The 24,616-nt window shown below is 65.0% G+C and carries 24 protein-coding genes; 14 read left to right on the top strand and 10 right to left on the bottom strand.

Features of this window, described 5'->3' with window-relative positions; all coding sequences use genetic code 11:
• The first annotated feature begins 45 nt into the window (after positions 1 to 45).
• The gene (locus ACODSN_RS15720; RefSeq protein WP_489056430.1) at positions 46 to 1,797 is read left to right on the top strand and encodes a ParB/RepB/Spo0J family partition protein; all 1,752 of its coding nucleotides are present in this window, start codon (positions 46 to 48) and stop codon (positions 1,795 to 1,797) included.
• Positions 1,798 to 1,909: 112 nt separating this feature from the next.
• Here ACODSN_RS15720 and ACODSN_RS15715 read toward each other — a convergent pair whose 3' ends face one another.
• Both ACODSN_RS15715 and ACODSN_RS15710 read right to left on the bottom strand, forming a co-directional pair.
• A complete protein-coding gene (locus ACODSN_RS15715) occupies positions 1,910 to 2,263 on the bottom strand; it encodes a hypothetical protein (RefSeq protein ID WP_489056429.1) in 354 nt (117 codons plus the stop codon).
• A complete protein-coding gene (locus tag ACODSN_RS15710; RefSeq protein ID WP_489056428.1) occupies positions 2,260 to 2,538 on the bottom strand; it encodes an HU family DNA-binding protein in 279 nt (92 codons plus the stop codon). The genes ACODSN_RS15715 and ACODSN_RS15710 overlap by 4 nt, the downstream gene beginning before the upstream one ends.
• A 392-nt stretch (positions 2,539 to 2,930) precedes the next feature.
• Here ACODSN_RS15710 and ACODSN_RS15705 point away from each other — a divergent pair, with 392 nt between their 5' ends.
• The 7 genes from ACODSN_RS15705 (at position 2,931) to xth (ending at position 8,423) form a co-directional block, all read left to right on the top strand.
• Entirely contained in the window at positions 2,931 to 3,230 is a 300-nt protein-coding gene (locus ACODSN_RS15705; protein WP_489056427.1) for a DUF736 domain-containing protein, read from the top strand.
• A gap of 121 nt (positions 3,231 to 3,351) precedes the next feature.
• Positions 3,352 to 3,582, top strand: coding sequence for a helix-turn-helix domain-containing protein (locus ACODSN_RS15700; RefSeq protein ID WP_489056426.1), 231 nt, complete (start codon positions 3,352 to 3,354; stop codon positions 3,580 to 3,582).
• Positions 3,579 to 4,160, top strand: a complete 582-nt coding sequence (locus tag ACODSN_RS15695; RefSeq protein ID WP_489056425.1) for a S26 family signal peptidase — start codon at positions 3,579 to 3,581, stop codon at positions 4,158 to 4,160. Before ACODSN_RS15700 ends, ACODSN_RS15695 begins: the two co-directional genes overlap by 4 nt.
• Positions 4,148 to 4,768 carry a lytic transglycosylase domain-containing protein gene (locus tag ACODSN_RS15690; RefSeq protein WP_489056424.1) on the top strand — a complete coding sequence of 207 codons (621 nt, stop codon included), beginning with the start codon at positions 4,148 to 4,150 and terminating at the stop codon, positions 4,766 to 4,768. Before ACODSN_RS15695 ends, ACODSN_RS15690 begins: the two co-directional genes overlap by 13 nt.
• Before the next feature lie 275 nt (positions 4,769 to 5,043).
• The gene (locus tag ACODSN_RS15685) at positions 5,044 to 5,361 is read left to right on the top strand and encodes a hypothetical protein (RefSeq protein WP_489056423.1); all 318 of its coding nucleotides are present in this window, start codon (positions 5,044 to 5,046) and stop codon (positions 5,359 to 5,361) included.
• Between the two features lie 251 nt (positions 5,362 to 5,612).
• Entirely contained in the window at positions 5,613 to 7,577 is a 1,965-nt protein-coding gene (gene rlxS / locus ACODSN_RS15680; protein ID WP_489056422.1) for a relaxase/mobilization nuclease RlxS, read from the top strand.
• Between the two features lie 48 nt (positions 7,578 to 7,625).
• A complete protein-coding gene (gene xth / locus ACODSN_RS15675) occupies positions 7,626 to 8,423 on the top strand; it encodes an exodeoxyribonuclease III (protein ID WP_489056421.1) in 798 nt (265 codons plus the stop codon).
• Here xth and ACODSN_RS15670 read toward each other — a convergent pair.
• The 8 genes from ACODSN_RS15670 to ACODSN_RS15635 all read right to left on the bottom strand — a co-directional run bounded on the left by ACODSN_RS15670 (position 8,420) and on the right by ACODSN_RS15635 (position 16,541).
• A complete protein-coding gene (locus ACODSN_RS15670; RefSeq protein ID WP_489056420.1) occupies positions 8,420 to 8,755 on the bottom strand; it encodes a hypothetical protein in 336 nt (111 codons plus the stop codon). The two genes, xth and ACODSN_RS15670, sit on opposite strands and share 4 nt — an antisense overlap.
• Positions 8,752 to 9,330 (bottom strand): alpha-ketoglutarate-dependent dioxygenase AlkB, encoded by a 579-nt coding sequence (locus ACODSN_RS15665; protein ID WP_489056419.1) that lies wholly within the window; start codon positions 9,328 to 9,330, stop codon positions 8,752 to 8,754. Before ACODSN_RS15665 ends, ACODSN_RS15670 begins: the two co-directional genes overlap by 4 nt.
• Positions 9,327 to 9,764 (bottom strand): thermonuclease family protein, encoded by a 438-nt coding sequence (locus ACODSN_RS15660; protein ID WP_489056418.1) that lies wholly within the window; start codon positions 9,762 to 9,764, stop codon positions 9,327 to 9,329. Before ACODSN_RS15660 ends, ACODSN_RS15665 begins: the two co-directional genes overlap by 4 nt.
• Positions 9,761 to 10,033 carry a hypothetical protein gene (locus ACODSN_RS15655; protein ID WP_489056417.1) on the bottom strand — a complete coding sequence of 91 codons (273 nt, stop codon included), beginning with the start codon at positions 10,031 to 10,033 and terminating at the stop codon, positions 9,761 to 9,763. The genes ACODSN_RS15660 and ACODSN_RS15655 overlap by 4 nt, the downstream gene beginning before the upstream one ends.
• Positions 10,020 to 13,292: an error-prone DNA polymerase gene (locus ACODSN_RS15650; protein WP_489056416.1), complete on the bottom strand. Its 3,273-nt coding sequence runs from the start codon at positions 13,290 to 13,292 to the stop codon at positions 10,020 to 10,022. The genes ACODSN_RS15655 and ACODSN_RS15650 overlap by 14 nt, the downstream gene beginning before the upstream one ends.
• On the bottom strand, positions 13,292 to 15,103 hold the full coding sequence (locus tag ACODSN_RS15645; protein WP_489056415.1) for a DUF6504 family protein: 1,812 nt from the start codon (positions 15,101 to 15,103) through the stop codon (positions 13,292 to 13,294). The genes ACODSN_RS15650 and ACODSN_RS15645 overlap by 1 nt, the downstream gene beginning before the upstream one ends.
• Complete coding sequence (locus ACODSN_RS15640) at positions 15,021 to 15,776, bottom strand: ImuA family protein (protein WP_489056414.1); 756 nt, start codon at positions 15,774 to 15,776, stop codon at positions 15,021 to 15,023. Before ACODSN_RS15640 ends, ACODSN_RS15645 begins: the two co-directional genes overlap by 83 nt.
• A gap of 102 nt (positions 15,777 to 15,878) precedes the next feature.
• Entirely contained in the window at positions 15,879 to 16,541 is a 663-nt protein-coding gene (locus tag ACODSN_RS15635) for an SOS response-associated peptidase family protein (RefSeq protein WP_489056413.1), read from the bottom strand.
• Between the two features lie 59 nt (positions 16,542 to 16,600).
• On the opposite strand from ACODSN_RS15635, the gene ACODSN_RS15630 reads away from it, so the two are divergent.
• From ACODSN_RS15630 to ACODSN_RS15605, 6 genes are all read left to right on the top strand, one after another.
• Positions 16,601 to 17,125 (top strand): SOS response-associated peptidase family protein, encoded by a 525-nt coding sequence (locus ACODSN_RS15630; RefSeq protein ID WP_489056412.1) that lies wholly within the window; start codon positions 16,601 to 16,603, stop codon positions 17,123 to 17,125.
• 84 nt (positions 17,126 to 17,209) lie between these two features.
• Complete coding sequence (locus tag ACODSN_RS15625) at positions 17,210 to 18,910, top strand: SIR2 family protein (protein WP_489056411.1); 1,701 nt, start codon at positions 17,210 to 17,212, stop codon at positions 18,908 to 18,910.
• Positions 18,907 to 19,494 (top strand): hypothetical protein, encoded by a 588-nt coding sequence (locus ACODSN_RS15620; RefSeq protein WP_489056410.1) that lies wholly within the window; start codon positions 18,907 to 18,909, stop codon positions 19,492 to 19,494. Before ACODSN_RS15625 ends, ACODSN_RS15620 begins: the two co-directional genes overlap by 4 nt.
• A complete protein-coding gene (locus ACODSN_RS15615) occupies positions 19,491 to 21,944 on the top strand; it encodes an AAA family ATPase (protein WP_489056409.1) in 2,454 nt (817 codons plus the stop codon). The genes ACODSN_RS15620 and ACODSN_RS15615 overlap by 4 nt, the downstream gene beginning before the upstream one ends.
• A 303-nt stretch (positions 21,945 to 22,247) precedes the next feature.
• Positions 22,248 to 23,750, top strand: a complete 1,503-nt coding sequence (locus ACODSN_RS15610) for a DNA cytosine methyltransferase (RefSeq protein WP_489056408.1) — start codon at positions 22,248 to 22,250, stop codon at positions 23,748 to 23,750.
• Positions 23,719 to 24,585: a hypothetical protein gene (locus ACODSN_RS15605; RefSeq protein WP_489056407.1), complete on the top strand. Its 867-nt coding sequence runs from the start codon at positions 23,719 to 23,721 to the stop codon at positions 24,583 to 24,585. Before ACODSN_RS15610 ends, ACODSN_RS15605 begins: the two co-directional genes overlap by 32 nt.
• Positions 24,586 to 24,616: the final 31 nt, after the last annotated feature.

Raw genomic sequence — 24,616 nt, 5'->3', positions numbered from 1 at the left:
TCTCGCCGCGTCCGGCGGGGCGCGGCTCCATGAAGGAGCAAGACCATGACCCTTATGTTCATCGCGCAGGACCGGCTGACGGTCAGCAAGACCAACATGCGGCACAGCCGCAAGGCACCCGATGTCAGCGACATCCTGCCCACCATCCGCAAGCGCGGCGTGATCCAGACACTGCTGGTCCGCGCCTGCCGGACCGAGGGCGACTTCGAGATCGTCGCGGGCGCACGGCGCTTCCACGCCGCGCAACTGGTCGCCGCCGAAACCGGCGAGGCCGAGCCGCTGCCGTGCCGCGTTCTCGCGGCGGGCGATGATGCCGCCGCCATCGAGGCATCGATGATCGAGAACCTCGCTCGGCTCGACGCCGACGAGGTGACGCAGTGGGAAACCTTCACCCGGCTGGTCAGGGAGGGCCGCGAGGTGGCGGATATTTCCGAAACCTTCGGGCTTCCCGACCTCACCATCCGGCGCGTGCTGGCGCTCGGCAACCTCATGCCGCGCGTCCGCGACCTCTACCGCCGCGAGGAAATCGACCGGGCGACCGTCCGCCATCTCACCATGGCGAGCAAGGCGCAGCAGCGCGCTTGGCTGGCGCTGCTCGACGATCTCAACGCCTATGTCCCGACCGGCCACAATTTGAAGGCGTGGCTGCTCGGCGGGCAGTCGATCAGCGCCGCCCATGCCCTGTTCGAATTGGACGGTTTCAAGGGCGCGCTGGTCGCCGACCTGTTCGGCGAGGATCGCTATTTCGCGGACGCGGATGCGTTCTGGACCGCGCAGGATGCCGCGATCGACGAGCGCCGCGAAGCCTATCTCGACGCCGGTTGGAGCGATGTCGTGATCGTGCCGCCCGGGGAGCATTTCTCGACCTGGGAATATGAGAAGGCCGCGAAGCGCAAGGGCGGGCGCGTCTATGTCGATGTCCGCGCCAATGGCGAGGTGAGCTTCCACGAGGGCTATCTGACCCGCACCGAGGCCCGGCGCGTCGCGCGCGGCGAGCCGGTTGCCAGCGGCGAAAAGCCTGCGCGGCCCGAGATCACCAGCGCCATGCAGACCTATGTCGACCTGCATCGCCATGCCGCCGTTCGGACCGCGATGTGCGGCCATGGCGGGGTCGCGCTGCGCTTGATGGTCGCCCATGCCATCGTCGGTTCACCGCTCTGGACCGTGCGCCCCGACGCACAGTCCACGCGTAACGACGCCGTGCGCGAGAGCGTCGAGACCAGCCTCGCCGAGACGCGGTTCGACGAGCATCGCCGCGCGGTGCTGGCGGTGCTGGACCTGTCGTCCGATGAGCCGACCGTCACCGGCAGCAATGGTGACGACCATGGCCTGTGCCAGCTGTTCCACCGCCTGCTGGAGCTTCCCGATGGCGTCGTGCTCGACATCGTCGCGGTAGCGATGGGCGAGACGCTGGCGGTCGGCAGCGCCGCCGTCGATGCGGTCGGCAATCACCTGCGGATCGATATGGCCGACTGGTGGCAGGCCGACGCCTGCCTGTTCGATCTGGTCCGCGACCGCGAGATGTCGCAGGAACTTCTCGCCGAGATCGCAGGCGAGGTGGTCGCCAAGGCCAATGAGAACGAGAAGGCGAAGACGATCAGGAAGATCGCCCGCGATCACATCGCAGGCGCGGACGGACGCGCCAAGGTCGAGCGCTGGGTGCCGCGCTGGATGTGCTTCCCACCCGATCAATACACGGCGCGCGGCGGTGTCGGCACGGTTGCCGCCGCCATGCGTGCGGTTCGGGTGGCGCCGGAGCGAGTGGCGGCCGAGGACGAACAGCGCCTCGCCGCCTGATCGGAAAAAGGGACGCGGGCGGCGGGTCAAGGACCGCCCGCGCCTCCCCGGTTGCGACCCGAGGTCCGAAAAAAATCGGGCCGCGCGCCGCGCCCAAGGGCTCGGCGCGCGGCTAGTTGGGTCGGCTGCCGACGCAGTCGAGCAGCAGCAGGCGCAGTTGCCGCGCATTTTCCGCCAGTGCGGCATCGTCGGCTTCGCCGTCATTTTCGAGCGCCACGGAAAGCGCCGCGATCACCGCGCCAAGCAATTGCAGCCGCAGGTTGGCGGCGTCGAGCGCGCGTGCCGATGTCCTGGCCAGCCTGGCCGCGACCGCAAGATCGTCTATGGCGGCCTGCGCCGCCGTGCCCGTCGCGAGGCGATCGGGCATCATGGTCTCGATCGTTTCGAGCAGCGCATCGGCGCGGCTTTGCAGGCCGCTCGCATCGCGCATCAGGTTGTCGGCGAGTTCGGAAACCTTCGCCGTCACCGCTTGGCGAACCTGTCCTTGAGCGCCTTCGCGGCCCGAAATCCGACCCGCGTCGTGGGGCCGATCACCATGGTTTCGCCGCTGCGCGGATTGCGTCCGGGACGCGCGGCACGACGCGAAACCGAGAATTTGCCGAACCCGGCGAGCGCCACATCGCCTTTGGCGGCGCCATCCGCGATCGCTTCGAGCACTGCCGCGACCTGCGCGCGGGCCTCCACCTTGCTGATCCCATGACGCGCGGCGAGCGCATCGGCGATGTCTTTGCTGGTCATCATTTGCCCCCCGGATCGGATGCCGGCCCCGGCAAGGAATGCGGAGCCGACGCACCGCAGAGACAATGCGACCGCGGCTTTTGGTAACGCCGACCCTGTCTGTCACACCGTGTTTCTGATCGACGCCGCCCGACGACCTCTCGTTGACGGCGGCCTGCGGCAAGCCGTCCGGCGCCGCAACGCGGGGCCGCGAACTATCTTCCCCGGGCGCGTTCCGCGCCCTCCTCGCGCAGCAAGATAGCCCGCGCCCCGCGTCCTCCGCTGTGCTTCGGCCCCCACCCATCGCGCGTGCGCGATGGGACCCCAAGTGGGCGTGCAGCGCCGTCCTGGCTGCCGCCGATGTCCGCCTGTCGAGGCCGCAACGGGCGGCTTCGCAGACCAAAGGAGATGACATCATGGCACAGATCGGCACCTTCACCCGCGACGAAAGCGGCATTTTCTCTGGCACGATCCGGACCCTCACTCTCAACACCAAGGCCACGATCCGACCGAGCGATCGCGACAACGACAAGGCGCCGGATCATCGCATCTACGCCGGCGCGGTCGAGATCGGGGCGGCCTGGACCAAGTCCGCGCGCGAGACAGGCACCGAATATCTCAGCCTCAAGATCGACGATCCGTCGCTGCCCGCGCCGATCTACGCGCAGCTCGTCCAGGGCGACCTTCCCGAGTGGAAGCTGATCTGGTCGCGGTGACGCCGCACCGGGGGGTGTCGAAACCGGAAATCGGTTCGACACTCCCGCCGCCGGGTCCGGCGGAGGAGGTTCGGGGACGCGCCGGCACTCTCGCCGCCGCGAGATTCGGACCCCGACGACCATGCAGGACGACAACGACATCGACCGGGCGGGCCGCGCCAAGCGCGGCTCGCCCTTCCTTACGACCGACCAGGCAGCCGCCTATCTCAAGATTTCCAGCAAGTCGCTGAAACGGCTCCGGCGCGACGGCAAGGGGCCGGCGTTCCGCCGCCATTGCCGCTTCGTCCAATATCATATCGACGACCTGGACAGCTGGAGCCGCGACAGCGGCGCGCAGGAAAAAGGCCGGTGAACGGGCCTCGCGGAACCGGCGGCGACGCGCCGCTGTTCGCCTGGGGCGATGCCTTGCGGGCAGCGAAACTGCGCCGCCGCAGACTCGAAAGGCGCATCGCGGCGGTCGCGATCGGCGCGGTGATCGTGCTCGGCTCGGCGGCGTTTCCGCCCGTGCCCCGGTTCGTTTGGAACGCCTCGGCCAGCGCGCCGATTGGGCTATACTCAGCCTCGCCCGGCGCACTCGTGGAACTCGGCGACATGGTGATCGCACGGGTGCCCGATCCGTATCGCCGCCTCGCTGCGACCCGCCGCTACTTGCCAATGAACGTGCCGCTGGTGAAGCGTGTCGCAGCAGCCGCCGGTGACGATGTCTGTGCGCTCGGGCAGGAAATCTTCGTCAACGGACGCTGGATCGCTGAGCGCCTGGTCGCCGATGGCGCGGGCCGGCCAATGCCGTTGTGGAGCGGCTGCATCCGGCTGCGCGGGCGGCAGCTGTTCCTGTTGATGGACGCGCCCGCGTCGTTCGACGGGCGCTATTTCGGGGTGACAGAGGGCCGCGACGTCATCGGCAAGGCGCGGCTGCTATGGGCAAGGTGAGGCTCTGGATCGCCGCTGCGGCGCTGGTTTTCGCCAGCCCCGCGCACGCCGAAACCGTCGCCGACTGGCGGACCTATATCAACGAAGCGTCGGGCCGGTTCGGTGTGCCAGTAGCGTGGATCGAGCGCGTGATGCGTGCCGAAAGCGGTGGGCAGACCACCTTGGGTGGGCGACCGATCCGCTCATCGGCGGGCGCGATGGGGCTGATGCAGTTGATGCCCGGAACGTGGGCGGACATGCGTGCCCGGCTCGGCCTCGGCTCGAACCCCGACGACCCGCGCGATAATATCCTCGCGGGCACGCTCTACCTGCGGCTGATGTATGATCGCTTCGGCTATCCTGGCCTGTTCGCCGCCTATAATGCCGGCCCGAAGCGATATGCCGACTATCTTGCCGGACGTGTCAGGCTGCCGTCGGAGACGGTCGGCTATCTCGCCAGCGTCGCGCCGGCATCGTCCGGGCGGGTCGCGACACCGGTGGTGGCGTCACCGAAGCCGGCACTGCCCGTCACGATCTTCGCGGTGCGCAGGGACCAGCCCGGGCCATCTGAAAGGCCCGATCCGGCATTCGGATCGTCACTGTTCGTCGCGCTGTCGAAGCGGGACTGAACGCGATGTCGTGCTTGTCGGAGAGGGAGGAAGCTCGTCTCGATAGACCCAGCATGACGGGTGGCGGAGCGGCTATCAAGGCCCACGGGTGCCCCCCAATTTTCTGCGAAAATCGGTTCCCCCCGTGGCCGCTTCGCGGCGCTGCGCTTCGCTCCGCGGCCCTGACAGCCGCTCCGCCACCCGTCCTTCGGACGCCGTTCTCGATGGTGAGAACAGAAGCGTTGGAGGTCACAATGGACATGTCTCAGAGCATCGGAACGGCGTCGGATCGCGTAATGGCGGCGCTGGTTTCTGGCCTTGAACTGGAGTTCGGACGCGGTGCCGGGGAGGCATTGGCGCATCGGTTTCTGGAGGCGGAGGAAGCGGATTTTCGCTGGGGTGCGAGGGTCGAGGAGCGCTGGATCGGCGCATACGAAATCACCGACGACGAGGAATTCGAGCTCGATCGGATCGCGATCTGCGGGCGGCTCGATGGCAAGTGGTTTTGCGCCACCATGCTCGTGGACGGCGAAGGCCAGGCCCACGGGATGATGGGATGCCGGCAGTTTCGGTCACTGATCAGGGCGCGGGATGCGATGCTCCATGCACACTGATCGGGAGCATTTTCGCGGGGAGAGGCGGCGTCGGTTCGGCGTCGTCTCTCCCCTTTTTTTGAGCCGAGGAGGTGGGGAGGAAGGAAGAGAGGGGAAACAAGATAAAGGCAGTGTCTCGCGACCCTGCTTAAGCGTCTGTCTGCACATCCTTTTTTCGAGAGATAACAGCCTTCGGCTGCGAGACAGTCGATCAAAAGGTGGCGGAAATCCGCCACTTCTTGCCCGAAATCGCGAGACCCCGGGGCATTTCGATGCCTGACGACGATTTCAAGCCGAAGCTGGGCAGGAGCCGGAGCAAGGACGGCAAGCGCGCCACGAAATATGGCGGGCGCATCCTCGCTGCGGCGCAGCTCGCCGGCACGAAGACAGGCGTGAAGGCGCGGCGGTTCGACGGCAGCCGGATCGGTCGCGGCGCCAGCGTTGGGCGGCTGCTATCCAGTCGCGATCGCTTCACTGGAATGCGTGCGCGTCGCGCCGTCGTGAAAGCGAGCCTGATCCGCCTGCAAGGCAAAGCCGGCCAGGTCGCCCGCGCCCACATGCGCTACATCCAGCGCGACGGGGTCACGCGCGAGGGACTGCCTGGCGAGCTTTATGGCCCCGAAACCGACCGCGCCGACGGCGACGATTTCCTAAAGCGCACCGCCGGCGACCGGCACCAGTTCCGCTTCATCGTCTCGGCCGAGGACGGCGCGGAATATCCCGACATCAAGCCTTATGTCCGCCGCCTGATGACGCAGGTCGAGCAGGACCTGGGGACCAGGCTCGACTGGGTGGCGGTCGACCATTTCAACACCGAGCGCCCGCACACCCACATCGTCCTACGCGGGGTCGATGATCGCGGCGACAATCTCGTCATCGCGCGCGAGTATATTGCCCACGGCCTGCGCGAGCGTGCGTCCGAACTGGTGACCCTCGACCTGGGACCGCGCACGGATCACGAGATCGAGGCTCGCCTCCGCCATGATGTCGACCAGGAAAGATTGACCGCGATCGACCGGCGACTGCTTCGCCGCATGGATGCCGACCGCACGGTAGCGGCGACCGACAACGATCCCTTCCAGCAGTCCGTGGCAGCCGGGCGGTTGCGAAAGCTAAAGGCGATGGATCTGGCCGACGAAGCCGGCAAAGGGCGCTACCGCCTTGCCGAAGGCCTGGAGGACACGCTTCGCCGCATGGGCGAGCGGGCTGACGTCATCCGCCTGATGCAACGCGAACTCACAGCCCGGCGCCTCGACCGGGCGGGCGTCGAGCAGGTGGTGTCGAATGACCTGCGCGAGCCGCTTGTAGGTCGCATGATCCAGCGCGGCTTTTCCAACGAGTATCGCGACCGACACTACCTGATGGTCGATGGCGTCGATGGCCGGGTCCACTATGTCGACATCGGCCGGGGCGAGGCGACACCATCCGTACCGGAGGGGGCGACCGTGCGGATCACGCCGTCGAAAATTGAGGCGACGCAGGCTGATCGCACCGTGGATGCGGTCGCGCGTGCGAATGGCGGTCGCTATTCGATCGACCTGCATCTCCGCCACGATCCGAACGCCAGCGAGGCATTCGCGGCCAGCCATGCACGCCGCCTGGAAGCGATGCGACGCGCGGGCGCCGGGCCGGACCGGCTTGCGGACGGGAGCTGGACGATCCCCGACGACCATCTCGCTCGCGCGGAAGCCTATGCCGTGCGCCAGCAGCGTGATCGTCCGGCGACGCTGTCGATCGTTTCGCGTTCGCCGGTCTCCGATCTTGCCGTCAAGGGAGCGTCGACCTGGCTCGACCGAGAGCTTGCCGAAGGCGGACATGGCGCCATCCGCGATGTCGGCTACGGGCGTGAGGTTCGGACGGCTCTGGCGGCGCGGCGGCAGTGGCTGATCGAGCAGCAACTGGCCGACGGGGAGCGTTCGGTTTTCAGATATCGTGACGGTGCGCTCGATAGCCTTCGCCAGCGTGAATTGCGGGAAGCCGGCGAGCGGCTCGGCACCGATCTCGGCAAGCGCTTCGAGGCTGTCCGGACGGGCGAGCGGATCGAGGGAGTCATCGCGCGCCGGGTCGATCTCGAAAGCGGGAGCTTCGCGGTGGTCGAGCGGTCGCGGGACTTTACCTTGGTCCCGTGGCGTGATGTGTTCGACCGCAATATCGGCAAGGGGGCGTCCGGCATCATGCGTGCGGACGGCATCAGCTGGCAGTTCGGGCGTGGACGATCGGGTCCGACGATATCCTGAGGCCGGTCGCTGTCGGAACGAGTCCGGTAGTAACGCACTTCTTCGAGCGTGAAGATCGCAACCTACAATGTGAACGGTATCAACGGGCGGCTCGCGGTGCTGTTGCGCTGGCTGGAGCTCGCTGAGCCGGACGTGGTCTGCCTGCAGGAGTTGAAGGCGCCCGACGCGAACTTTCCCGAGGCCGCGCTCCGCGATCTCGGTTATGATGCGATTTGGCACGGTCAGGCGCGGTGGAACGGCGTGGCGATCCTCAGCCGGGTCGGCGAAATCCATGAGACCCGCCGCGGGCTACCGGGCGCGACCAACGATGAGCAGAGCCGCTACATCGAGGCGGCGGTGAACGGCTGGCTCATCGCAGGCCTCTACCTGCCGAACGGCAACCCCCGGCCCGGTCCGAAATTCGATTACAAGCTGCGGTGGTTCGAGCGCCTCCACGACCACCTCGCCGGCTTGGTCGGACTCGATGCCCCCGTGGTGATCGCCGGCGACTTCAATGTCATGCCGACCGACCTCGATGTATATGTGCCCGATCGCTGGCGTGACGATGCGCTTTTCGCGCCGGAAGTCCGCGAGGCCTATGCGCGTCTGGTTGGCCAAGGCTGGACCGACGCGCTTCGTGAGCTTCACCCTGGCGAGCACATCTACACGTTCTGGAAATATTGGCGGAACTCGTTCGAGCGCGATGCCGGCCTGCGCATCGACCATATCCTGCTCAATGAAAAGGCCGCTGCGCATCTCGTCGCTGCCGAGGTGGATCGCCGTCCGCGCGGCTGGGACAAGACGAGCGACCATGCGCCGGTGTGGGTCGAGCTGGCCGACAAGCCCAAGCGGCGACGGAAGACCTAGCGTTCGTCTTCCGGCAGGTTCGCATACCAGTTCGCATAGGGACCAGTGCGTGCGAGATGGCGATTGAGGTCGGGCGTGCCGTCGTCCCACCAGACAGGGCCGCGTTCACCGACCGCGACCTTGGCGCGATCAACCGCTTCGTGAGCCTCGGTCTCCGCTGTCCGATCGCCGCTTCTCTTCGCGACGCCGACGGCTCGCCGGGCGGCCATCAAGTCATGCACGAGCCGCTCGCGCGTGGCCGGCTCTAGACCGGGATTGCTCGTTCGCCACAGTCGCCCGCGGACCACGAAATATCGCCCGTCGGGCGTCGTCGGATAGACTCGCTTGGTCATGTCTCCCGACTCTGGCCCGTGAGGGTCCGAAACGTGATCGACCAGCGTAGTTCGTCCATGGGCGCGATGCTGTGCTCCCACTCATTCCGCACTTCGCCCGACAGATGATAGATCGAGCGAGGCGCGAGATCTGCCTTGGCCCGCTCGAAACCTCGATCGCTCCGCCGACGCAGTCGCAGTGTCGCCTCGTGCCCGAGCGATATTCCGACGACATGCTCGAATACCGGGCGATCCCTGTGCCACCCGATGCCTGCACCGGGATCGTATCGGATGAGCAGGGCCTGCACGAGTGCCTCGGGATCGAGACCGGCGAAGCGCGCCGCGCGGTGCCGGACATCGTCGAGCCAGTCCGGCATTGGCTCGGTTGGCGCGAATGCCCCGGTCTCGAAGTCGTAGCTCCAGCCATAGGATCGGGTCAGTCGCTTGCCGGTCCATTGCTGGAAGCGAAACGGGCTGAGGCCCGTATCGTCGATGCGCGTGATCAGCGTGGCTTCTTCCTCCACGGTAATGATGTCGCCACGCATGGAGAGGCCGCCGACGACCGGCGCGTCGAACAGGTCGAGCATCGCGTTCATCGCGGGCGTCCCCGGCCGCCTTCGGCTCCGCCCGCCGCCCTCAACGCGCTTCCGAGCGGTCGGCCGCCGATCGTGCAAGTGGCGACCACCCGGTCATAGCTGCGACGGCCGGCACGGCAGACCAGCACCTTGCCCATGGCGATGCGTTCAAGGCGCCGCTTGGCGTCGACGCCCCCAGGCTCGCGCAGTTCCGGCGCGTAGAAGTCCGCGAGCCGGATTTCGATCCAGCGGTCGGGCTGGCCGGCGGGGCCGACACATAGCCCGTCGCCATCGCCGACATAGCGCACCACGCCGGAGAAGGTGGTTCCCTTGGCGGGCAGCGCGCCTTCGCAGGGGTCGGCAAGCACGGGCGAGGCCCAGGCGCTGGCGACCAATACGGCAAGGATGACGGGCAAACGCATGGACGATCCGATATAGGTAGCGGGCGCGCTCATTTCACATCGCCGCCGCTCGTGCGGACCTGCCGCACGATGCCGTTGTAGGCCGCGTGCAGCCCCTGGCTGCGTCCGATGTGGTGCTCCGAACCCGCCGCCTCCCAGAAGGCGACCAGCCAGTCGTCCGGGCACCATTGGCGCAGATCCCAGAGCGCCAAGGCCACGCCGCGCGTCTGCATCTGCTCGCGCGCGGCTGCCGCCTCGCGCAGGACATTGAGGGCTCTCGTAATCGTGCCGGCTGCGCGCGGATCGGACCTAGTGGAAGTCATGGCTGCGGATGCGCATCATCTCTTCCTCGTCGGGCACCAAGTTGAACGGTCGGTAGGACAGCGTTCGTCCCTTGGGAAAATCGGGGTCACGAGGATCGGGGCCGCCGCCGTTGGTCGCGCCGTCGCCGTGGCTTGGAGCTATCCTGAAATCCGTGCGCGCGATCGAGCGCAGCATCGCGTCGTGATCGGTGATGCGGTCGCAGATGATATGGATGACCTCGCCTTCCTTCTGGAGCCTGCCCCGCATTGCGATCATCGAAGCGGACATGACCTGCCGGCGGTAGATCTCGAAGCGATCGGGCCAGAGAATGCCCTGCGCGACGCCAGTCTCATCCTCGATCGTCACGAACAGCACGCCCTTCGCCGAACCGGGGCGTTGCCGCACGAGGATGACGCCAGCGACCTCGATATTCCGGCCGGCGCGGATGTTCGCGAGGTCGGCGCACTTCACGATCCGCATGTCGTCGAGCTGTCGGCGCAGGAACTGGAGCGGATGCCCGCGCAGGGAGAGTTGCAGCGAGCGGTAATCCTCGACCACCTCTCGCCCGGCCGACATTGCCCGGAGGGTGACGCCCGGCTCGATGCCTTCGGGCGAAAAACCACCTTCTCGCGCATCCGCCGCGGCGAACAGTGGCAAGGGCGCTTCGCCCAAACCCTTGACCTTCCACAGCCCTTGGCGGCGATCCTCGGCGAGACACTGGAAGGCGTCGGCCTGGGCAAGCCGCTCGATCGCGGCGCGCGGCGTGCCGGTGCGGCGCCAGACCTCCTCGACGCTGTCATAGGGCGATGGCCCACGCGCCGCGACGATCGCCGCGCCGTGGATGTTGGCGAGGCCGGTCACCTGCCGGAAGCCGAGGCGTACCGCCATGTAGCTGCCTCCGGTCCTCTCCAGCGTGCAGTCCCAATGGCTGTGGTTGATCGAAACCGGGCGGATTTCCACGCCGTGCTTCCTTGCATCCTGCACGATCTGCGCGGGTGCATAGAAGCCCATCGGCTGCGCGTTGAGGAGGGCGGCGCAGAACACGTCGGGATGATGATGCTTCATCCAGCAGGAGGCGTAGGCGATCTTGGCGAATGACGCCGCGTGGCTCTCGGGGAAGCCGTAGCTGCCGAAGCCCTCGATCTGCTTGAAGGTGCGTTCGGCGAAGTCCTGCGGGTAGCCGCGCGCGACCATCCCGCCGACCAGCTTGTCGTAGAAGTGGCTGACTCCGCCGGTGAGCTTGAACGTCGCCATGGCGCGACGCAGCTGGTCGGCTTCCACAGCCGTGAACCCGGCTCCGACGATCGCGACCTTCATCGCCTGCTCCTGGAACAGCGGCACGCCGAGGGTCTTCGCCAGCACGGCGCGCAGTTCGGGCCGGGGATATTCGGGCTTCTCCTTGCCCTCGCGGCGGCGGAGATAAGGGTGGACCATGTCGCCCTGGATCGGGCCGGGCCGAACGATCGCGACCTCGATGACGAGATCGTAGAATTCGCGCGGCTTCATGCGTGGCAGCATCGACATCTGCGCGCGGCTCTCGATCTGGAAGACGCCCAAAGTGTCGGCCTTCTGGATCATGGCATAAACGTCGGGATCGTCGTCCTGCAGGTCGGCCATCGTGACCGTCAGCCCCTTGTCCTGCTCCAGCAGGTTGAAGGCGCGGTTCATGCAGCCGAGCATGCCCAGGCCAAGCACATCGACCTTCATGAACTTCAGCGCGTCGATATCGTCCTTGTCCCACTCGATGATCTGGCGGTCCTCCATCCGGGCCGGCTCGATCGGCACGAGATCGTCGAGCCGGTCCTGGGTCAGCACGAACCCGCCGGGGTGCTGCGACAGGTGGCGCGGCGTGCCGATCAGCTGGCGCGCCAGCTCCAGGGTCAGCTTGAGGCGGTGATCCTCCGCGTTGAGATTGAGGCTCTCGACCCGTTCCTGTGGGATGCCGTCCATGCTCCAGCCCCACACGAGACCGGTCAGCATCTTGGTCAGGTCACGCGGCAGTCCGAGCGCCTTGCCGACCTCGGCGACTGCGCCGCGCGTGCGATAGCGCGTGACGACTGCGGTCAGCGCCGAGCGGTCACGGCCATAGGTCTCGTAGATCCACTGGATGATCTCCTCGCGCCGCTCATGCTCGAAATCGACGTCGATATCGGGCGGTTCGCGGCGCTCGCCCGACACAAACCGCTCGAATAGCAACTCATGCTGGATCGGATCGATCGAGGTGACGCCGAGCAGATAGCAGACGCAACTGTTGGCGGCGCTCCCACGCCCCTGGCACAGGATTCCGCGCCGCCGGCTTTCCGCGACGATCGAGTTCACCGTCAGGAAATAGGGGGCGTAGCCAAGCTGGCCGATCAGGGTCAGCTCATGGTCGATCTGATCGCGGTAGCGCTGCGGGATGCCGTCGGCGAACTTGGCCGTCGCCGCTTCTTCGGTCAGTGCGACAAGCGCTTCCTGAGCGGTCCGACCCTCGATCACCTGCTCATAGGGATATTGATACTGGATCTCCCCGAGATCGAAGGTGCACTGCGCCGCGATGTCGGCGCTGGCCTGGATCGCGTCGGGAAACGCGGCAAAACGGCGCTCCATCTCCGCCGGTGACTTCAGGTCACGGTCCATGAACCGTTCGCGCCGAAAACCAAGTTCGTCGATCGTGCATTTCTCGCGGATCGCGCTCACGACATTCTGCAGCGGGCGGCGTTCGGCGCTGTGATAGAGGATATCGCCCGTGGCGACGCTGCGAACACCGGCCGCGCGCGTCATGGCATCGAGCCGGTGCAGCCGTTCGGCATCGTCCGGGCGGCGGCGTAGCGACAGCGCGCAGAACCCGCGCGCGCCGAATACATCGCGCAGGTCGCGCAAATGGGTGGCGGTGGTTTCGTCGGGCATGTCGGGCAGCAGGATGCCGACCATGTCGTCGGCATGGGCGGTGACATCGACCCATCCGAGAATGCACTTGCCCTTGCCGCCGCGGCCCTTGCCGATCGAGAGCAGCCGCGTGAGCCGCGACCAGGCCGTGCGGGATCGCGGATAGAGGAGCAGCGCGCGACCATCCGTAAGTTCGACGCGCGCACCAGCGATCATGCGGACGCCGGTGGTTTTCTGGCCATCCCACCCGCGCACCACGCCCGCGACCGTATTCCAGTCGGCGAGGCCCATGGCGCTGTGACCGAGCAGCGCCGCCGCGGCGAACAGTTCCTCCGGCGACGACGCGCCGCGCAGGAACGAGAAATGGCTCGCGACCTGTAGTTCTACGTAGGTCGTGCTCGGGATCGCCATCAGCCGAACATCCCGTGCATGTACCAGCTGAGATCGCCCGTCGCCTCCTCGACACCGTCGCCACGGCGGAACAGCCAGAAGCGTGCGCCGCCCTCCGCCTCGACCCGGAAATAGTCGCGTACCGCCCACATCTCGCGCGCGTTGCGCCACCACTCGCCATGGACACGCTCGGGTCCGTCACCGGCCACCACGCGATAGCTCTGTCGCCGCCAGGTGAACCGGCGCGGCGGATGGTCGGGCAGGAGCGCGATCACATTCGACAGCGGCTCCGGGCGCTTGAGGAGGCACACCGGACGCTTCCATCCCGGCCAGCCCCTTGTTGCCGTGAGCGGGGCCACGCGCTGCATCGCGCGTTCGGGGACATCGCTTTCCTGGGCGGTGATGCGGAACAGCGCCGAGGCACCGGCCCGCGTGCCGAGCTGGTCGACGAGCGGCGCAAGGTCGCGCGCCTTGCCCGAGGCTTCGAGCAGCGCGCCGGCTGCCTGTGCGCCGAGCGGCTCATGATGCGGCACCACCAGATGCATCGCCTCGATGCCGAGGCCGGGATCGAGTTCGGCCATCTTGAGCGCGAACATGCGCTTGAGATGCCGGTCGTCGCGGGTCGCACGCGAGGCGCCGACCCCGAGCCGCTGCGCCTCGCCATCGACGCGGTCGGCGGTGAGCAGGACCGTGCGCGCGCCGAGGCCACGCGTGCGCAGCTCGATCACGAGATCCTCGACCAGATCGCCGATCACCTGCGCGATGCTCTCGGGCGTGCCGATCGGTTCAAGCAGGCGGCGCGTCACCATCGGTGCATCGGTCGGCACGACCGGAATGATCGGTTCGGCCACCAATCCCCGTACCTGATCGAGCCGCTCGACCGTCCGCAGGCCGAGCCGCCGCGCGAGCGGACCGCGCGGCATCGGATAGAGATCGGCGATCCGCTCCAGACCGAACCTTGCCGCCGCAACGAGCGCCTCCGGTTCGAGCCGCAGCGCGGACAGCGGCAGATCGGCGATCGCCTGGGCTTCCTTGCCGCTGCCGAGCAGTACGATCGGATTGCCGCCATACCGGGCAAGCGCGTGCGCCGCGCCGGGGGTGCCGGCGACCGCGATTCGTGCGGTGAAGCCAAGCCGCTTCAGGAAGGCGAGCAGCCGGCGGCAGAAGCGATCCTCACCACCGAACAGGTGCGTCGTGCCGGTGAGGTCGAACCACAGACCATCGGGACCGGAGACGGCGGCCGACGGAGTCCACTGCCTTGCGGCGTGAAGCGCAAGCCGATCGAGCAGCGCGCGATCGGCCTCGTGCTCCGCATCGCGGACGTCGAGATCGGCGACCAGTGCGCGGGCATGGGCTGCTGCCATGCCGGGGCGCAGGCCGAGTTCGAGCGCCTGCGGGCAGGCAGCGGTGATCACATCCTTCTGACCCGTGTGGGTGACCAGCACGGTCGGCGTGCCCCATAGCGTCGCCCAGGTCGGGGCAGCGGTCATCGCTGGCGGGTTGCCGTCATCGGAGCGCATCGCCCGAAACGGATGCTCGGCATGTTCGCTGCGCCGACCCATTTCGCGCATGGTCGGGCGCTGGTGCGCCGGCATGGCATCGATATCGGACTGCGCCGGGCGGCGGCCAAGCGCGCCATCCCGCGCCCAGCGTGCGCCGGGACGCCAGCCACCGCCGCGTGGGACCGAGCAGGCGCCCGGATCGTCGTCGATCGGCTCTTCGAAGCGCGGCCCGGCCGCCGTTCGCCCGTCAGGCGGCGTGGCTGACCGCTCGTTCCTGCGCAACCGCTCGATCGGGAGCTGCGGCAGGAAGAGCGAGGCGACCCGTAGCATCGCACGCCTCCAGTTCGAGGGAAAAAGGTTCGCCGCCGCGCTGGCGGGCGAGTTCGACCTGCCAGTGCGGTCGGCCGACGCCCGGCCAGGGCAGCCGCGCCGAGGCGGCACAGCCGATCCGCCAGCGCGTCATGGCCGACGATGGCATGGACAATGGGCAGCGGTCGCGCGAACGGCGGCTGCGATAGAGCAGCATCGGCGTCCTCCCGTCCGAAGCTGCGAGCTGGAGGCGGCGGGTGGCGGTCATGTCGGCGACCTTCACCTCGGCGATCACGCAGGCGAGCGACCCATCGCGCAGCCCATCCTCGGCCATGGCAAGCACTTCCATATCCTTGCGGCCTTGGGCGTAGAGAACCTTGTCAGGGCCTAGCCCGACCTGTTCGAGACCGGGTGCATAGAGGTCGAACACCGTGACCGCCCACAGCACGGTGAAGCCGGGCTGGTCGGCGAAGCGTGCCGCGATCCCCGCCATGAACAGCCGGGCGGCCGCATCATCATTGAGGCTGGCCGAGGCGGCAGCGATCTCATGCAGTCCGCCGCTGTCGAGGCCATGATCGGCAAGCCGTGCATCGATTTCCGGCAGGCCGAAGCCGAGCGCGCTACCGCGTGTCGCGCGCGCAGCCGCCATCTCGGCGCGAAGCGCGGCGAGCATCTCGGCCGGGGGCCGAGGCATGGCGGATGAAGGTGCGGGCATCGGTCAGCATCGACTCACTTGTTCCTCTTATGTTCCAATGAGTCATGCCGGTTCGTCAAGCGGCTTGCGATGACGGGAACATCAAAGCGCGAGCGTGGGCTGTTCGGGCTGGTCTGTCGACGGCGGCCAGACCTGGGTCACTCCGAGCATGCCGGCCGGCAGATATTTGAGCACTTCGGCAGACGGAACGTCCGGATTCAGCCAGTCCGCCCATTGGTCGCGGGTCAGCGGAATGATCTGGCGGTGGTGATAGGGCTTGATGTCGTCGCCGGCATCCATGGTCAGCAGCGAGAAGGCCTCGCCGACCTTGGGATCATGCTGCCAGATGCCCGCCATGCAGAACCAGCGATGGTCGTTCATCTCGAACAGCCATTTATCGAGCCGGTTGTCTTTGGGACGCGGCACAGCAGGATCGGTGAATTCGTAGAAGCCATCGCACAGCACGAGGCAGCGATTGACGCTGAGATCTGGCAGCTTCCCACCGAATCCCTCGCTGCGCAGATTATAGACCGGCCCTTTCTTGCCCGGCCAGCTCCAGCGCCGGTTCACGAGTTCGCCGACCGCGCGATAATTGCCGGGTGGCTGTTCGACCGCGCGCACGATCGGCGCGGTCTCGGTCATGCGGATGTCGGCGCGCGGATTGTCGTCGGGCACGCCTTCGGGCGTCTCGATATTGATTTCGAGATCGTCGAAGTCCTCCATGATCGAGGCGATCTCGATCTCAAGACGGTAGTCGTTACACATCGACCTGCCGGCAGCCCCTGATCCTTGCGACTCTTGTCTGTTCCAGTTATGTTCTCAACATGAGCACCACTGCAACCCCGTTCGACTCGGATGCGGCGGAAGGCACCCTTCGCCCGATCATTCGATACAAGCCCGACGGCTCGGGCAAGAAGGAAGTCGTCAACGCGCATTGGGGATCCAACCCCCGGTTCAGCGCGGGCGTCGAATATCGTTTCGTGCGATCGGAGGGTCAGACCTTTCCGTCACAGCGCTGCCTGATCCCGGCCTCGGAATTTCGCATGAAGGTCGGCAAGAAGGATTACCGGGTCACGCTCGACGACGGCAATTTCTTCTACCTTGCCGGCGTGTGGGAGCCCGCGATGGCGGGTTGGCCGCTGGCATTCCGCATCATCACGGTCGCCGCCAACGCCGAGGTCTCGCACTATCAGGATCGGCACGGTGCGATCATCCTGCGCCGGCAGGTCATGGATTGGCTTGATGCCACCATGCCGGAAGGACAGCTGCTGGTGACGCCACCTCCGCATGCGTTCTTCGTCGAGGAGGTCGGAAGGCGGGGAAAGCGACAAGCGCGGCTCGCTCTGTAGGCCCAATTTATGTTGAGGATAAGAACTGGTAGCGAATGGTCGCCAACGCGCATAGCGTAACAGATACGCTGGAGGGGGACCGCGTTGCCGAGCGCTGCTTCGATTTCGATCAAAGAAACTTTGGGGCTTCTGGACGGTGACTATGCCGCCGTCTCGGATGGGTTCGTCCAAGGCTCCTATGCCCTGTGGCTGGGCTCGGGAATTTCCCGGGGACGCGTTATCGGCCTGGACGGCGTTCTCGCGAAGCTTCTTGAGTTTTTGCGCTCTCAAGTAACCGCCGATCCTGCGTGCCGCTTCAGGCAAGCTATCGAAGCCGTGATCGACAAAGCCGGGCTCGATGCAGCGGAGAAGGCCCAGATCGACTACGCCGTGCCTGCCGCCAGCTGGGGTTGCATCAACACCTTACTCGGGCGCCTGTGGAACCAATATTCCGCGGTTCTGTCGGTGGAGGTCGATGGCGAACCGCTCGATTATCTTTTGTGGGTAGGCCTGGATTTCGAGAATACCTTTGCCGCGCAGGAAGCGGATGCCGAGCATCTGGCGATCGGCATGTTGGCACTCGAAGGTACCGTGACCGATCTGGCAACGGCCAATTGGGACGGACTGCTCGAAGCCGCCATTCGCGAGCTCGGCCATGATGAGAGCTTCTACCGTATCACAGTAACCGGTGAGGACCTTCGCAACCCTGCCGCAGCCGCACGGCTCTTCAAATTTCATGGCTGCGCCTTGCGGGCGATTGCCGAAGAAAATGAATACCGCCCGCTCCTGGTAGCGCGCTCGGCCCAGATCACGGGCTGGAACGCCGACAATCGCTTCACAATCGCCCGCGATCAGCTCGGCGCTCTCGTCCAGGCCAAACGCACGTTGATGATCGGCATGTCGGCGCAGGATGAGAACATCAAACATCTCTTCGCCAAGATGAACCAGCAAGCCGGCTGGAAGTGGACCAACGCTCCCACACCCATCGTCATTTCCGCGGACAAGATCGGCGACGACCAACGCGATCTGCTGATCGTCGTCTACGGTCAGCAAGAATATGAAGCGCATCGCGACGACATCTGCGAGGCGGCACGGCTACAGGCTTATGCCAAGCCACTCCTTCTAGCGCTGCTGCTCAATGTCTTGACCGCCAAACTGGCCGTGCTTGCGAGCGACGCACCTGCGCCCAACCTCGATGATGCCGCCCAGGCAGCGATCGTGACCGGGCTGAAGGCGTTGCGAGATCGCGCTGCCGAGGCCGGGAATGCGGACTATATTGGTTTTGCCCGAACTATCGCGTCGGGCATGGCACGCGCGCGCCATCAGCTGCAGAACGGCGCAAGCGCAGTCGGCATCCAGCCATACTTCTCGATTGCCGATCAGCCCGCAAATCAGATGAAGGGCAAGCTGGCGCTGCAAAGTTCAGGACAGCGGGAAGCTGCCGTTGCGCTGGGATTGATCGGTCTCGACGAGGGCAGCGCCTGGGCGAGTTCGGTGGATGATCCGACCGATCCGCGCTCGGGTGCGCTACGACTGTCCACCTCGGCTACAAGCGCGCGGGTGTTCCTTGCGGCCAATGACGTGACAATCAACAACCTGCTAGACTGCGGCGCGTTCGACGAGACCGATAACGACGCCGTTGTGATATGCTCGGGCGACGTAACGCCGCGTCAACAGCGTAGCCCGAGCGGCTCCTGGCGAAGCGGATCGTCCGGGCCGCGATATGTTGCGTTCGGCCCTATGCTCGGCAACGCGGCTGATCTCGACGAGCTGCGCGAAAACTTTCGCGGCGAGGTCGGACTATGAGCACGAGCGATCGCGTCGTCGAGATTTTGACCACCGAGGGCGGATATCGCCCGCTCCCGCGTCCCTTTAAGGTGGGCACGCAGACGTTCGACTTCACGCACGCGTTGGTCGCTGGCGACCGTGCGAATGATCTCGTGATCGTCATTGAGGTCAAAGGCGATACCGCTGACGAAGCAGTCATCCGCAAGCTCCTCGCGTTGACACGAGCGCTCGACGTGCTGCATTCCAAACGCCCCGTAACGGCGGTGCTCACGGTCGGACAGCCCCGCTCAAATACGGTCCAGACGATCAGCAAGGTTTGCCGGGTCCTTCCCGTCGGCTCACCCGCCGGTCCTGATGCCGATGACGCCGTTCGCGATTGGCTGGCCGTGCTCCTACCGCTCACACAGCCGCCGGCAGTCGATACGATGCTCGATTGGGAGGCGGACCTGCGGAAGGTTGCCCCGGCTGCCGCCAAGGGTCCTTTGATGGAGGCGCTCGTTGAGGCCGCACCGCGCGGCAAGGATGCCGTGGAGGAAGTGCTCGCTGACGAGATCACCGAGACGGCGAACGCGATCCTCGACGATGAGGGAGATGCAGAGTGAACGGACCGCGTCTCAAGAGCCTCGTCATAGAGAATTTCAGAAGTCTTCGCGGTAAGGTCGTCATCCCGCTCGACGCGCAGGTCGTGCTCATTCACGGCACGAATGGCATGGGCAAGACCAGCGTGCTCTCGGCTCTCGAACTTGGTCTCACGGGTAAGATCGCCCACTTGGCAACCGATGGCGAAGGCTATCGCCGCTATCTTACCACGCTCGACACCGGCGGTGGCTCGATCGCTCTTACCACAACCGCTCCGCTGATTGAGAACGGGCGAACGGACGGAGCGCTGGATTTCAGCGACACCCACTACAATCCGACAGCCTTGCTCGACCTTAACCGCGGGAAATTCTTCGCGGAACGCTGCTACCTTCCCCAGGCCACGCTCGGCCGCCTGCTTGAAATCTACGATGATCAGAAGACCAGTAGCACCTCGCCGCTAACGCTGTTCGTCAAGGAACTGCTCGGCCTCGATCCCCTGGATGCGCTCGTTGACGGTCTCGACCCCGCGTTCAACGTCACGCGGGTGCGAAAGATCGCACCGGACTATCGACGGCTCGAAGCGCTGGAAACCTCGCTCAAACAGGACGTCGACAAGAGCGAACGCCTGATACGCGAGACTGCGGCCTCTGTCGAAACGCGCCTCGCCAGCCTCAACGCGACGCTTCTCGAAATCGTTGGCGAGAACGCGCCCAATGTCGTGACCGACGCGACAGACCTTGCGTCTCTCCGAGCATCGGTCAGCGAAGCATACAGCCAAGATAGCCGCCTGGCTGAATTGACCAGCGCGCGATCCGAGCTTCGCGGGCTTGGCGATCGTTGGCGCGCGCTACCCTCGATGGATGCGAGCCGCGACCAAGCCGGCAAACAGCGTAGCGACCAGATTGCGACGCAGGCATTTGCTCTTTGGCGGAGCGGCGACGGCGCGCTCCTCGATCGAACCATTGCCCAAGCGCAAGCCGAATTCTCCGATATCCCGGCGCTCGACGATGATCCGGAAAAGAGCCGCGCCGAGGCGCTTCGCCGCGCGGAAGGCGAAGAGAAGCGGTCGAACACGCTGCTTACGACGCATGCCGCGGCGACGGAACAGGTCACAACGCTCCAGGCAACGGTCCAACGTGCGACCAGCCGGATCGAGGAACTGAACAACGATCTGGCCGGTGCGGCCGAGGATGCGAAGTCGCTCGCCAACGCACTTGCTGGTGTCGTTCCCCATATCGATGGCGAAAGCTGTCCCGTCTGCGATCGCAATTTCGGCGAAGAGAATGCCGGCCCGCTGTCTGCGCACGTCGCGGCGAAAATTGCGTCCCTTACGAGCGAAGCCGGCCGCTTGCAGGCTCTCGCGACCGAGCGTGCCGGTGAGAGCAAGCTGCTGGCTGATGCCCAGAGAGAATTGCTCAGTGCGGCAAATGGACAGCTTTCGGCCGAAGATCTTGCTGATCACAGCGTCCGGAAGACCCGTATGTCTGACCTCGTGCGAGTCCTGCGCGAATGCGAACCGGCCGCGGCGGAAGGTGCCCGCCTGCTATCGGTATCGCTCACCGCACGCAACACGCTGGTGCTGTCGCGGCGCCGCGACGAGCAGTCCGTATCGATGCTTCCCGAGATCGAAGCGGCCGTCCAAACGGCGCTAGGCGTAGCGGCCGCGAGCTTCGACAGCATAGATGCAGCGCTCGTCAGCGCCATATCTCGCCTCGATGAAACGATCGCTACGGCCGAGAAGAAGGCCAGCCTTCGGATCGAAGCCCTGTCCGAGATCGACCTGCGCGTCCGCGACCTCGACCAATTGGCGCAGCTGCGTCAGCAGAGCGAAGCCAGTGCCAAACGGTTGAAGGAAACCGACGTCGCGCTGAAGAAAATTGAGACCACCCGGAAACAAGCGAAGAAGCTATCCGAAGCGGCTGACGGCGTACGCTCGCAGATCGTCAAGAATGTCTTCTCGAAATCGCTCAACAAGGTCTGGCGCGATCTCTTCATCCGCCTGGCACCTTCAGAGCAGTTCGTGCCGACATTCCGGCTTCCGCCCGATCAAGGCGGCAAGGTCGAAGCCGTACTGGAGACGTGGCATCGCAGCGGCAAGACGTCGGGCTCACCTGGCGCCATGCTCAGTCAGGGCAATCTCAACACTGCTGCGCTGACGCTTTTTTTGGCCCTCCATTTGTCCGTCCCGGTTCGCATGCCCTGGCTCGTGCTGGACGACCCAGTTCAGTCCATGGACGATGTTCATATCGCCCAGTTCGCGGCCCTCCTGCGGACGCTTGCCAAGGGCATGGGCCGGCAAGTTGTGATCGCGGTCCATGAGCGCGCGCTGTTCGACTACCTTGCGCTCGAACTCAGCCCGGCCTTTGCCGGGGACAGCCTGATCGCCGTGGAGATCAACCGCAATTTCGAAGGCAATGCCGTTGCAACGCCTCGCGTCCTCGGTTTCGAAGAGGACCGCGCGATCGCAGCCTGATGCAGGTGGTCAGATCGGCATGATCGCCGTTACCGCCTATTGACATGACGCAGTTTCGCACAGAAATACACACTTATGCGGTGAGATTTGATCACCGTTGGCGTTTGCTTTGGGAACAATCGTGGTGGCAGACCCCATTCGGATACAGGTCCTTCTAAATCGACCCGAGGCAGAGCGCTTCGAGCGCTTTTGCGAAACGCGGGGTCACAAGAAGTCGACGCTGATTGCTCGCCTTGTGCGTGAACACCTCGATCGGGAAGGCTTTGCTCTCCAGGGTGAATTTTTCTCCGCCGGAGGCAAGCAATGAGCGTTTTCGACCGCCGGGCAATTCAAACGAAGATCGACAGGCTTCGTGCAGGTGGCAGGCCACGTGTTCTCGACCTGTTTTCAGGCTGCGGTGGCCTGTCTCTTGGCTTTCAGGCCGCAGGCTTCGAAATCGCAGCAGCCGTAGAGTTTGACCGCGATGCTGCGCGCTCCCATGGCGAGAACTTCCATCCTGGTGACCCTCACCATGCGATCGCACGGGACATCACTAAGACAAGTCCCGAGCAGCTTGCGCGCGAATTGAACCTCGGCTCAATAAATGCGGCTATCGATATCATCGTTGGTGGACCGCCATGTCAGGCATTCGCGCGCGTCGGCCGGTCGAAGCTGCGCGAGATCGACGCCCATCCCGAAGCGTTCATGCACGATCCTCGGGCTCAACTTTATCTTGAGTACCTGCACTACGTTGATGCGTTTCGACCGCTCGCGCTGCTGATGGAAAACGTGCCGGATGCGTTAAATCACGGCGGCCAGAACATTGCGGAAGAAACCTGCGAGGTGCTCCGAGACAAGGGCTATGTCGCTGGCTACACCCTGCTGAACGCATCCTTTTATGGCGTGCCACAGATGCGCGAGCGCATGATCCTGATCGCCTATCGTGAAGAGTTAGGCGCCGAGGTCGCATTTCCAGAACCCACGCATTTCGTGAAACTGCCACCCGGATATACTGGAAGCCGACAAGTTGCGCTCAAGCTCCTAGGGAAGGCGCATCTGGCCGATCGGGCACACAGCTATCATTCGCCTCCGGACGCCGATCCAGCGCTGCCGCCTGCGGTGACTGCTATCGCCGCCCTCAGCGATCTGCCGGCGATGACCGACCATCTTGAGGGAAAATTGAAGCGCGGTGCCCGCCGGCTTGACGAGTTGACGCGTTATTTGAAAGCGCGACCTCAGGGCTATGCCAAACTGATGCGCGAGTGGCCGGGCTTTGAATCGCATGTCGGGATCCATGATCACGTGATTCGCTATCTTCCGCGCGATTGGAAGCTGTTCGCGCGCATGAATGCGGGCGATCAATATCCTGAAGCGCATGCTCATGCGGTAAATATGTTCAATGAAGCACTGGCAGAGCTTCGGTCGCAGACCGGAAGCGTGATCCGATCCGGAAGCAAGGCCTGGGAGGCGCTACGGGCTTCAATTGTTCCGCCCTACGACGTCAGCAAGTTTCCCAACAAATGGCGTAAAATGGAGCCAAATTTGCCCGCGCGCACGCTGATGGCTCACCTCGGGAAGGACAGCTACAGCCATATCCATTATGACAGCGCGCAGGCACGTACCATTTCTGTGCGAGAAGCGGCGCGGCTCCAGTCGTTTCCGGACGGCTTCAAGTTCGCGGGAACGATGAATCCGGCGTTCAAGCAGATCGGCAACGCCGTTCCGCCGCTACTGGCACATGCTGTGGCGCTGAAAATTCAGGAGACCCTGCAGGGGGCAGTGAGGGAAGAGGTTGATGAGCTTATCGGAGCGGCGACGGCAGTTTGAAGCGGCCTCGCGAGCAGATGCGCTCGTCACGCCGAAAACCAAGTTTCACAAGTTGTTCGGCGTCTCGAACAGCGCCAAAGTCATCCCCGGCGGGCTGCAACTCGGAGTCGTAAACCTCGACAACGTCGCACCTGACGTCGATGGTTTCGCGTTCGCCTGCACCATGATCTTTCCACCGGCGGATGAAGTCTATTTCACCGCTTATGTCCGTTCCGGCGGTGCCGTGATGGCGGCCCGGCTTGCTGAAATGAGGGAGAAGGGCGCCGGATCCGCTTCTCAGCCGGACAAGTCCGATGACGCGGGTGACGAGCCTGGTCAATCTTACGCTGCCCGAAACAACAACACGGTCGTTGTTCTGGCGGACGACGGCCATTTCTATCTTCGCAATCAGGGTTTCTGGGACACGCTTCCCGAAGATCGCTCGTCGCTCGGCACGCCAATCCCTGTCGATCGCATCAACGTAGCACTGTGGCCACCGGCTGCTTCGGCACAGCGCAGCATGCTCGCGCGCGAGTTCATCGGCTACCTTGCCCGCTTTGTAGGCCGGGAGAAGGTTCACGAAGTTCGCGTTTGGGATGACGCCTCGGCGGTCAGCGATGCCATGCGTCGTATGCCCCGAACGATTCCGATTGCCGAGATCCGCGCCAATATCGCCGCGCTTGGGGGGGTATACCCGGACTCGCTGATCGATAGGTTTCATGCCGGCCTCAATCATCTGCCTGATAAGCATTTCGTTATTCTTCCGGGCGTTTCCGGGACTGGGAAAACGCTGCTGGCACGACACTATGCCCGCGCCGTCCATGGAATAACGGTGTTGATTGCCGTTGAGAAGTGACCCGGGGTTTTCATCGAGAAGTGACCCACCT

Source organism: Sphingobium sp. FG11, assembly GCF_057809915.1.
This window is presented reverse-complemented; position numbering and strand designations above follow the sequence as displayed.

What these genes read in the sequence shown, in the direction of transcription:
- ACODSN_RS15665 (WP_489056419.1), bottom strand. Translation starts at nt 9,330, where the DNA reads ATGAACGCGATGCTCGACCTGTTCGACGCGCCGGTCGTCGGCGGCCTC.
- ACODSN_RS15710 (WP_489056428.1), bottom strand. Translation starts at nt 2,538, where the DNA reads ATGATGACCAGCAAAGACATCGCCGATGCGCTCGCCGCGCGTCATGGG.
- ACODSN_RS15720 (WP_489056430.1), top strand. Translation starts at nt 46, where the DNA reads ATGACCCTTATGTTCATCGCGCAGGACCGGCTGACGGTCAGCAAGACC.
- ACODSN_RS15650 (WP_489056416.1), bottom strand. Translation starts at nt 13,292, where the DNA reads ATGGCGATCCCGAGCACGACCTACGTAGAACTACAGGTCGCGAGCCAT.
- ACODSN_RS15660 (WP_489056418.1), bottom strand. Translation starts at nt 9,764, where the DNA reads ATGAGCGCGCCCGCTACCTATATCGGATCGTCCATGCGTTTGCCCGTC.
- ACODSN_RS15635 (WP_489056413.1), bottom strand. Translation starts at nt 16,541, where the DNA reads ATGTGTAACGACTACCGTCTTGAGATCGAGATCGCCTCGATCATGGAG.
- ACODSN_RS15685 (WP_489056423.1), top strand. Translation starts at nt 5,044, where the DNA reads ATGGCGGCGCTGGTTTCTGGCCTTGAACTGGAGTTCGGACGCGGTGCC.
- ACODSN_RS15690 (WP_489056424.1), top strand. Translation starts at nt 4,148, where the DNA reads ATGGGCAAGGTGAGGCTCTGGATCGCCGCTGCGGCGCTGGTTTTCGCC.
- ACODSN_RS15610 (WP_489056408.1), top strand. Translation starts at nt 22,248, where the DNA reads ATGAGCGTTTTCGACCGCCGGGCAATTCAAACGAAGATCGACAGGCTT.
- ACODSN_RS15705 (WP_489056427.1), top strand. Translation starts at nt 2,931, where the DNA reads ATGGCACAGATCGGCACCTTCACCCGCGACGAAAGCGGCATTTTCTCT.
- ACODSN_RS15640 (WP_489056414.1), bottom strand. Translation starts at nt 15,776, where the DNA reads ATGCCTCGGCCCCCGGCCGAGATGCTCGCCGCGCTTCGCGCCGAGATG.
- ACODSN_RS15630 (WP_489056412.1), top strand. Translation starts at nt 16,601, where the DNA reads ATGAGCACCACTGCAACCCCGTTCGACTCGGATGCGGCGGAAGGCACC.
- ACODSN_RS15655 (WP_489056417.1), bottom strand. Translation starts at nt 10,033, where the DNA reads ATGACTTCCACTAGGTCCGATCCGCGCGCAGCCGGCACGATTACGAGA.
- rlxS (WP_489056422.1), top strand. Translation starts at nt 5,613, where the DNA reads ATGCCTGACGACGATTTCAAGCCGAAGCTGGGCAGGAGCCGGAGCAAG.
- ACODSN_RS15670 (WP_489056420.1), bottom strand. Translation starts at nt 8,755, where the DNA reads ATGACCAAGCGAGTCTATCCGACGACGCCCGACGGGCGATATTTCGTG.
- ACODSN_RS15700 (WP_489056426.1), top strand. Translation starts at nt 3,352, where the DNA reads ATGCAGGACGACAACGACATCGACCGGGCGGGCCGCGCCAAGCGCGGC.
- ACODSN_RS15645 (WP_489056415.1), bottom strand. Translation starts at nt 15,103, where the DNA reads ATGCTACGGGTCGCCTCGCTCTTCCTGCCGCAGCTCCCGATCGAGCGG.
- ACODSN_RS15605 (WP_489056407.1), top strand. Translation starts at nt 23,719, where the DNA reads ATGAGCTTATCGGAGCGGCGACGGCAGTTTGAAGCGGCCTCGCGAGCA.
- ACODSN_RS15620 (WP_489056410.1), top strand. Translation starts at nt 18,907, where the DNA reads ATGAGCACGAGCGATCGCGTCGTCGAGATTTTGACCACCGAGGGCGGA.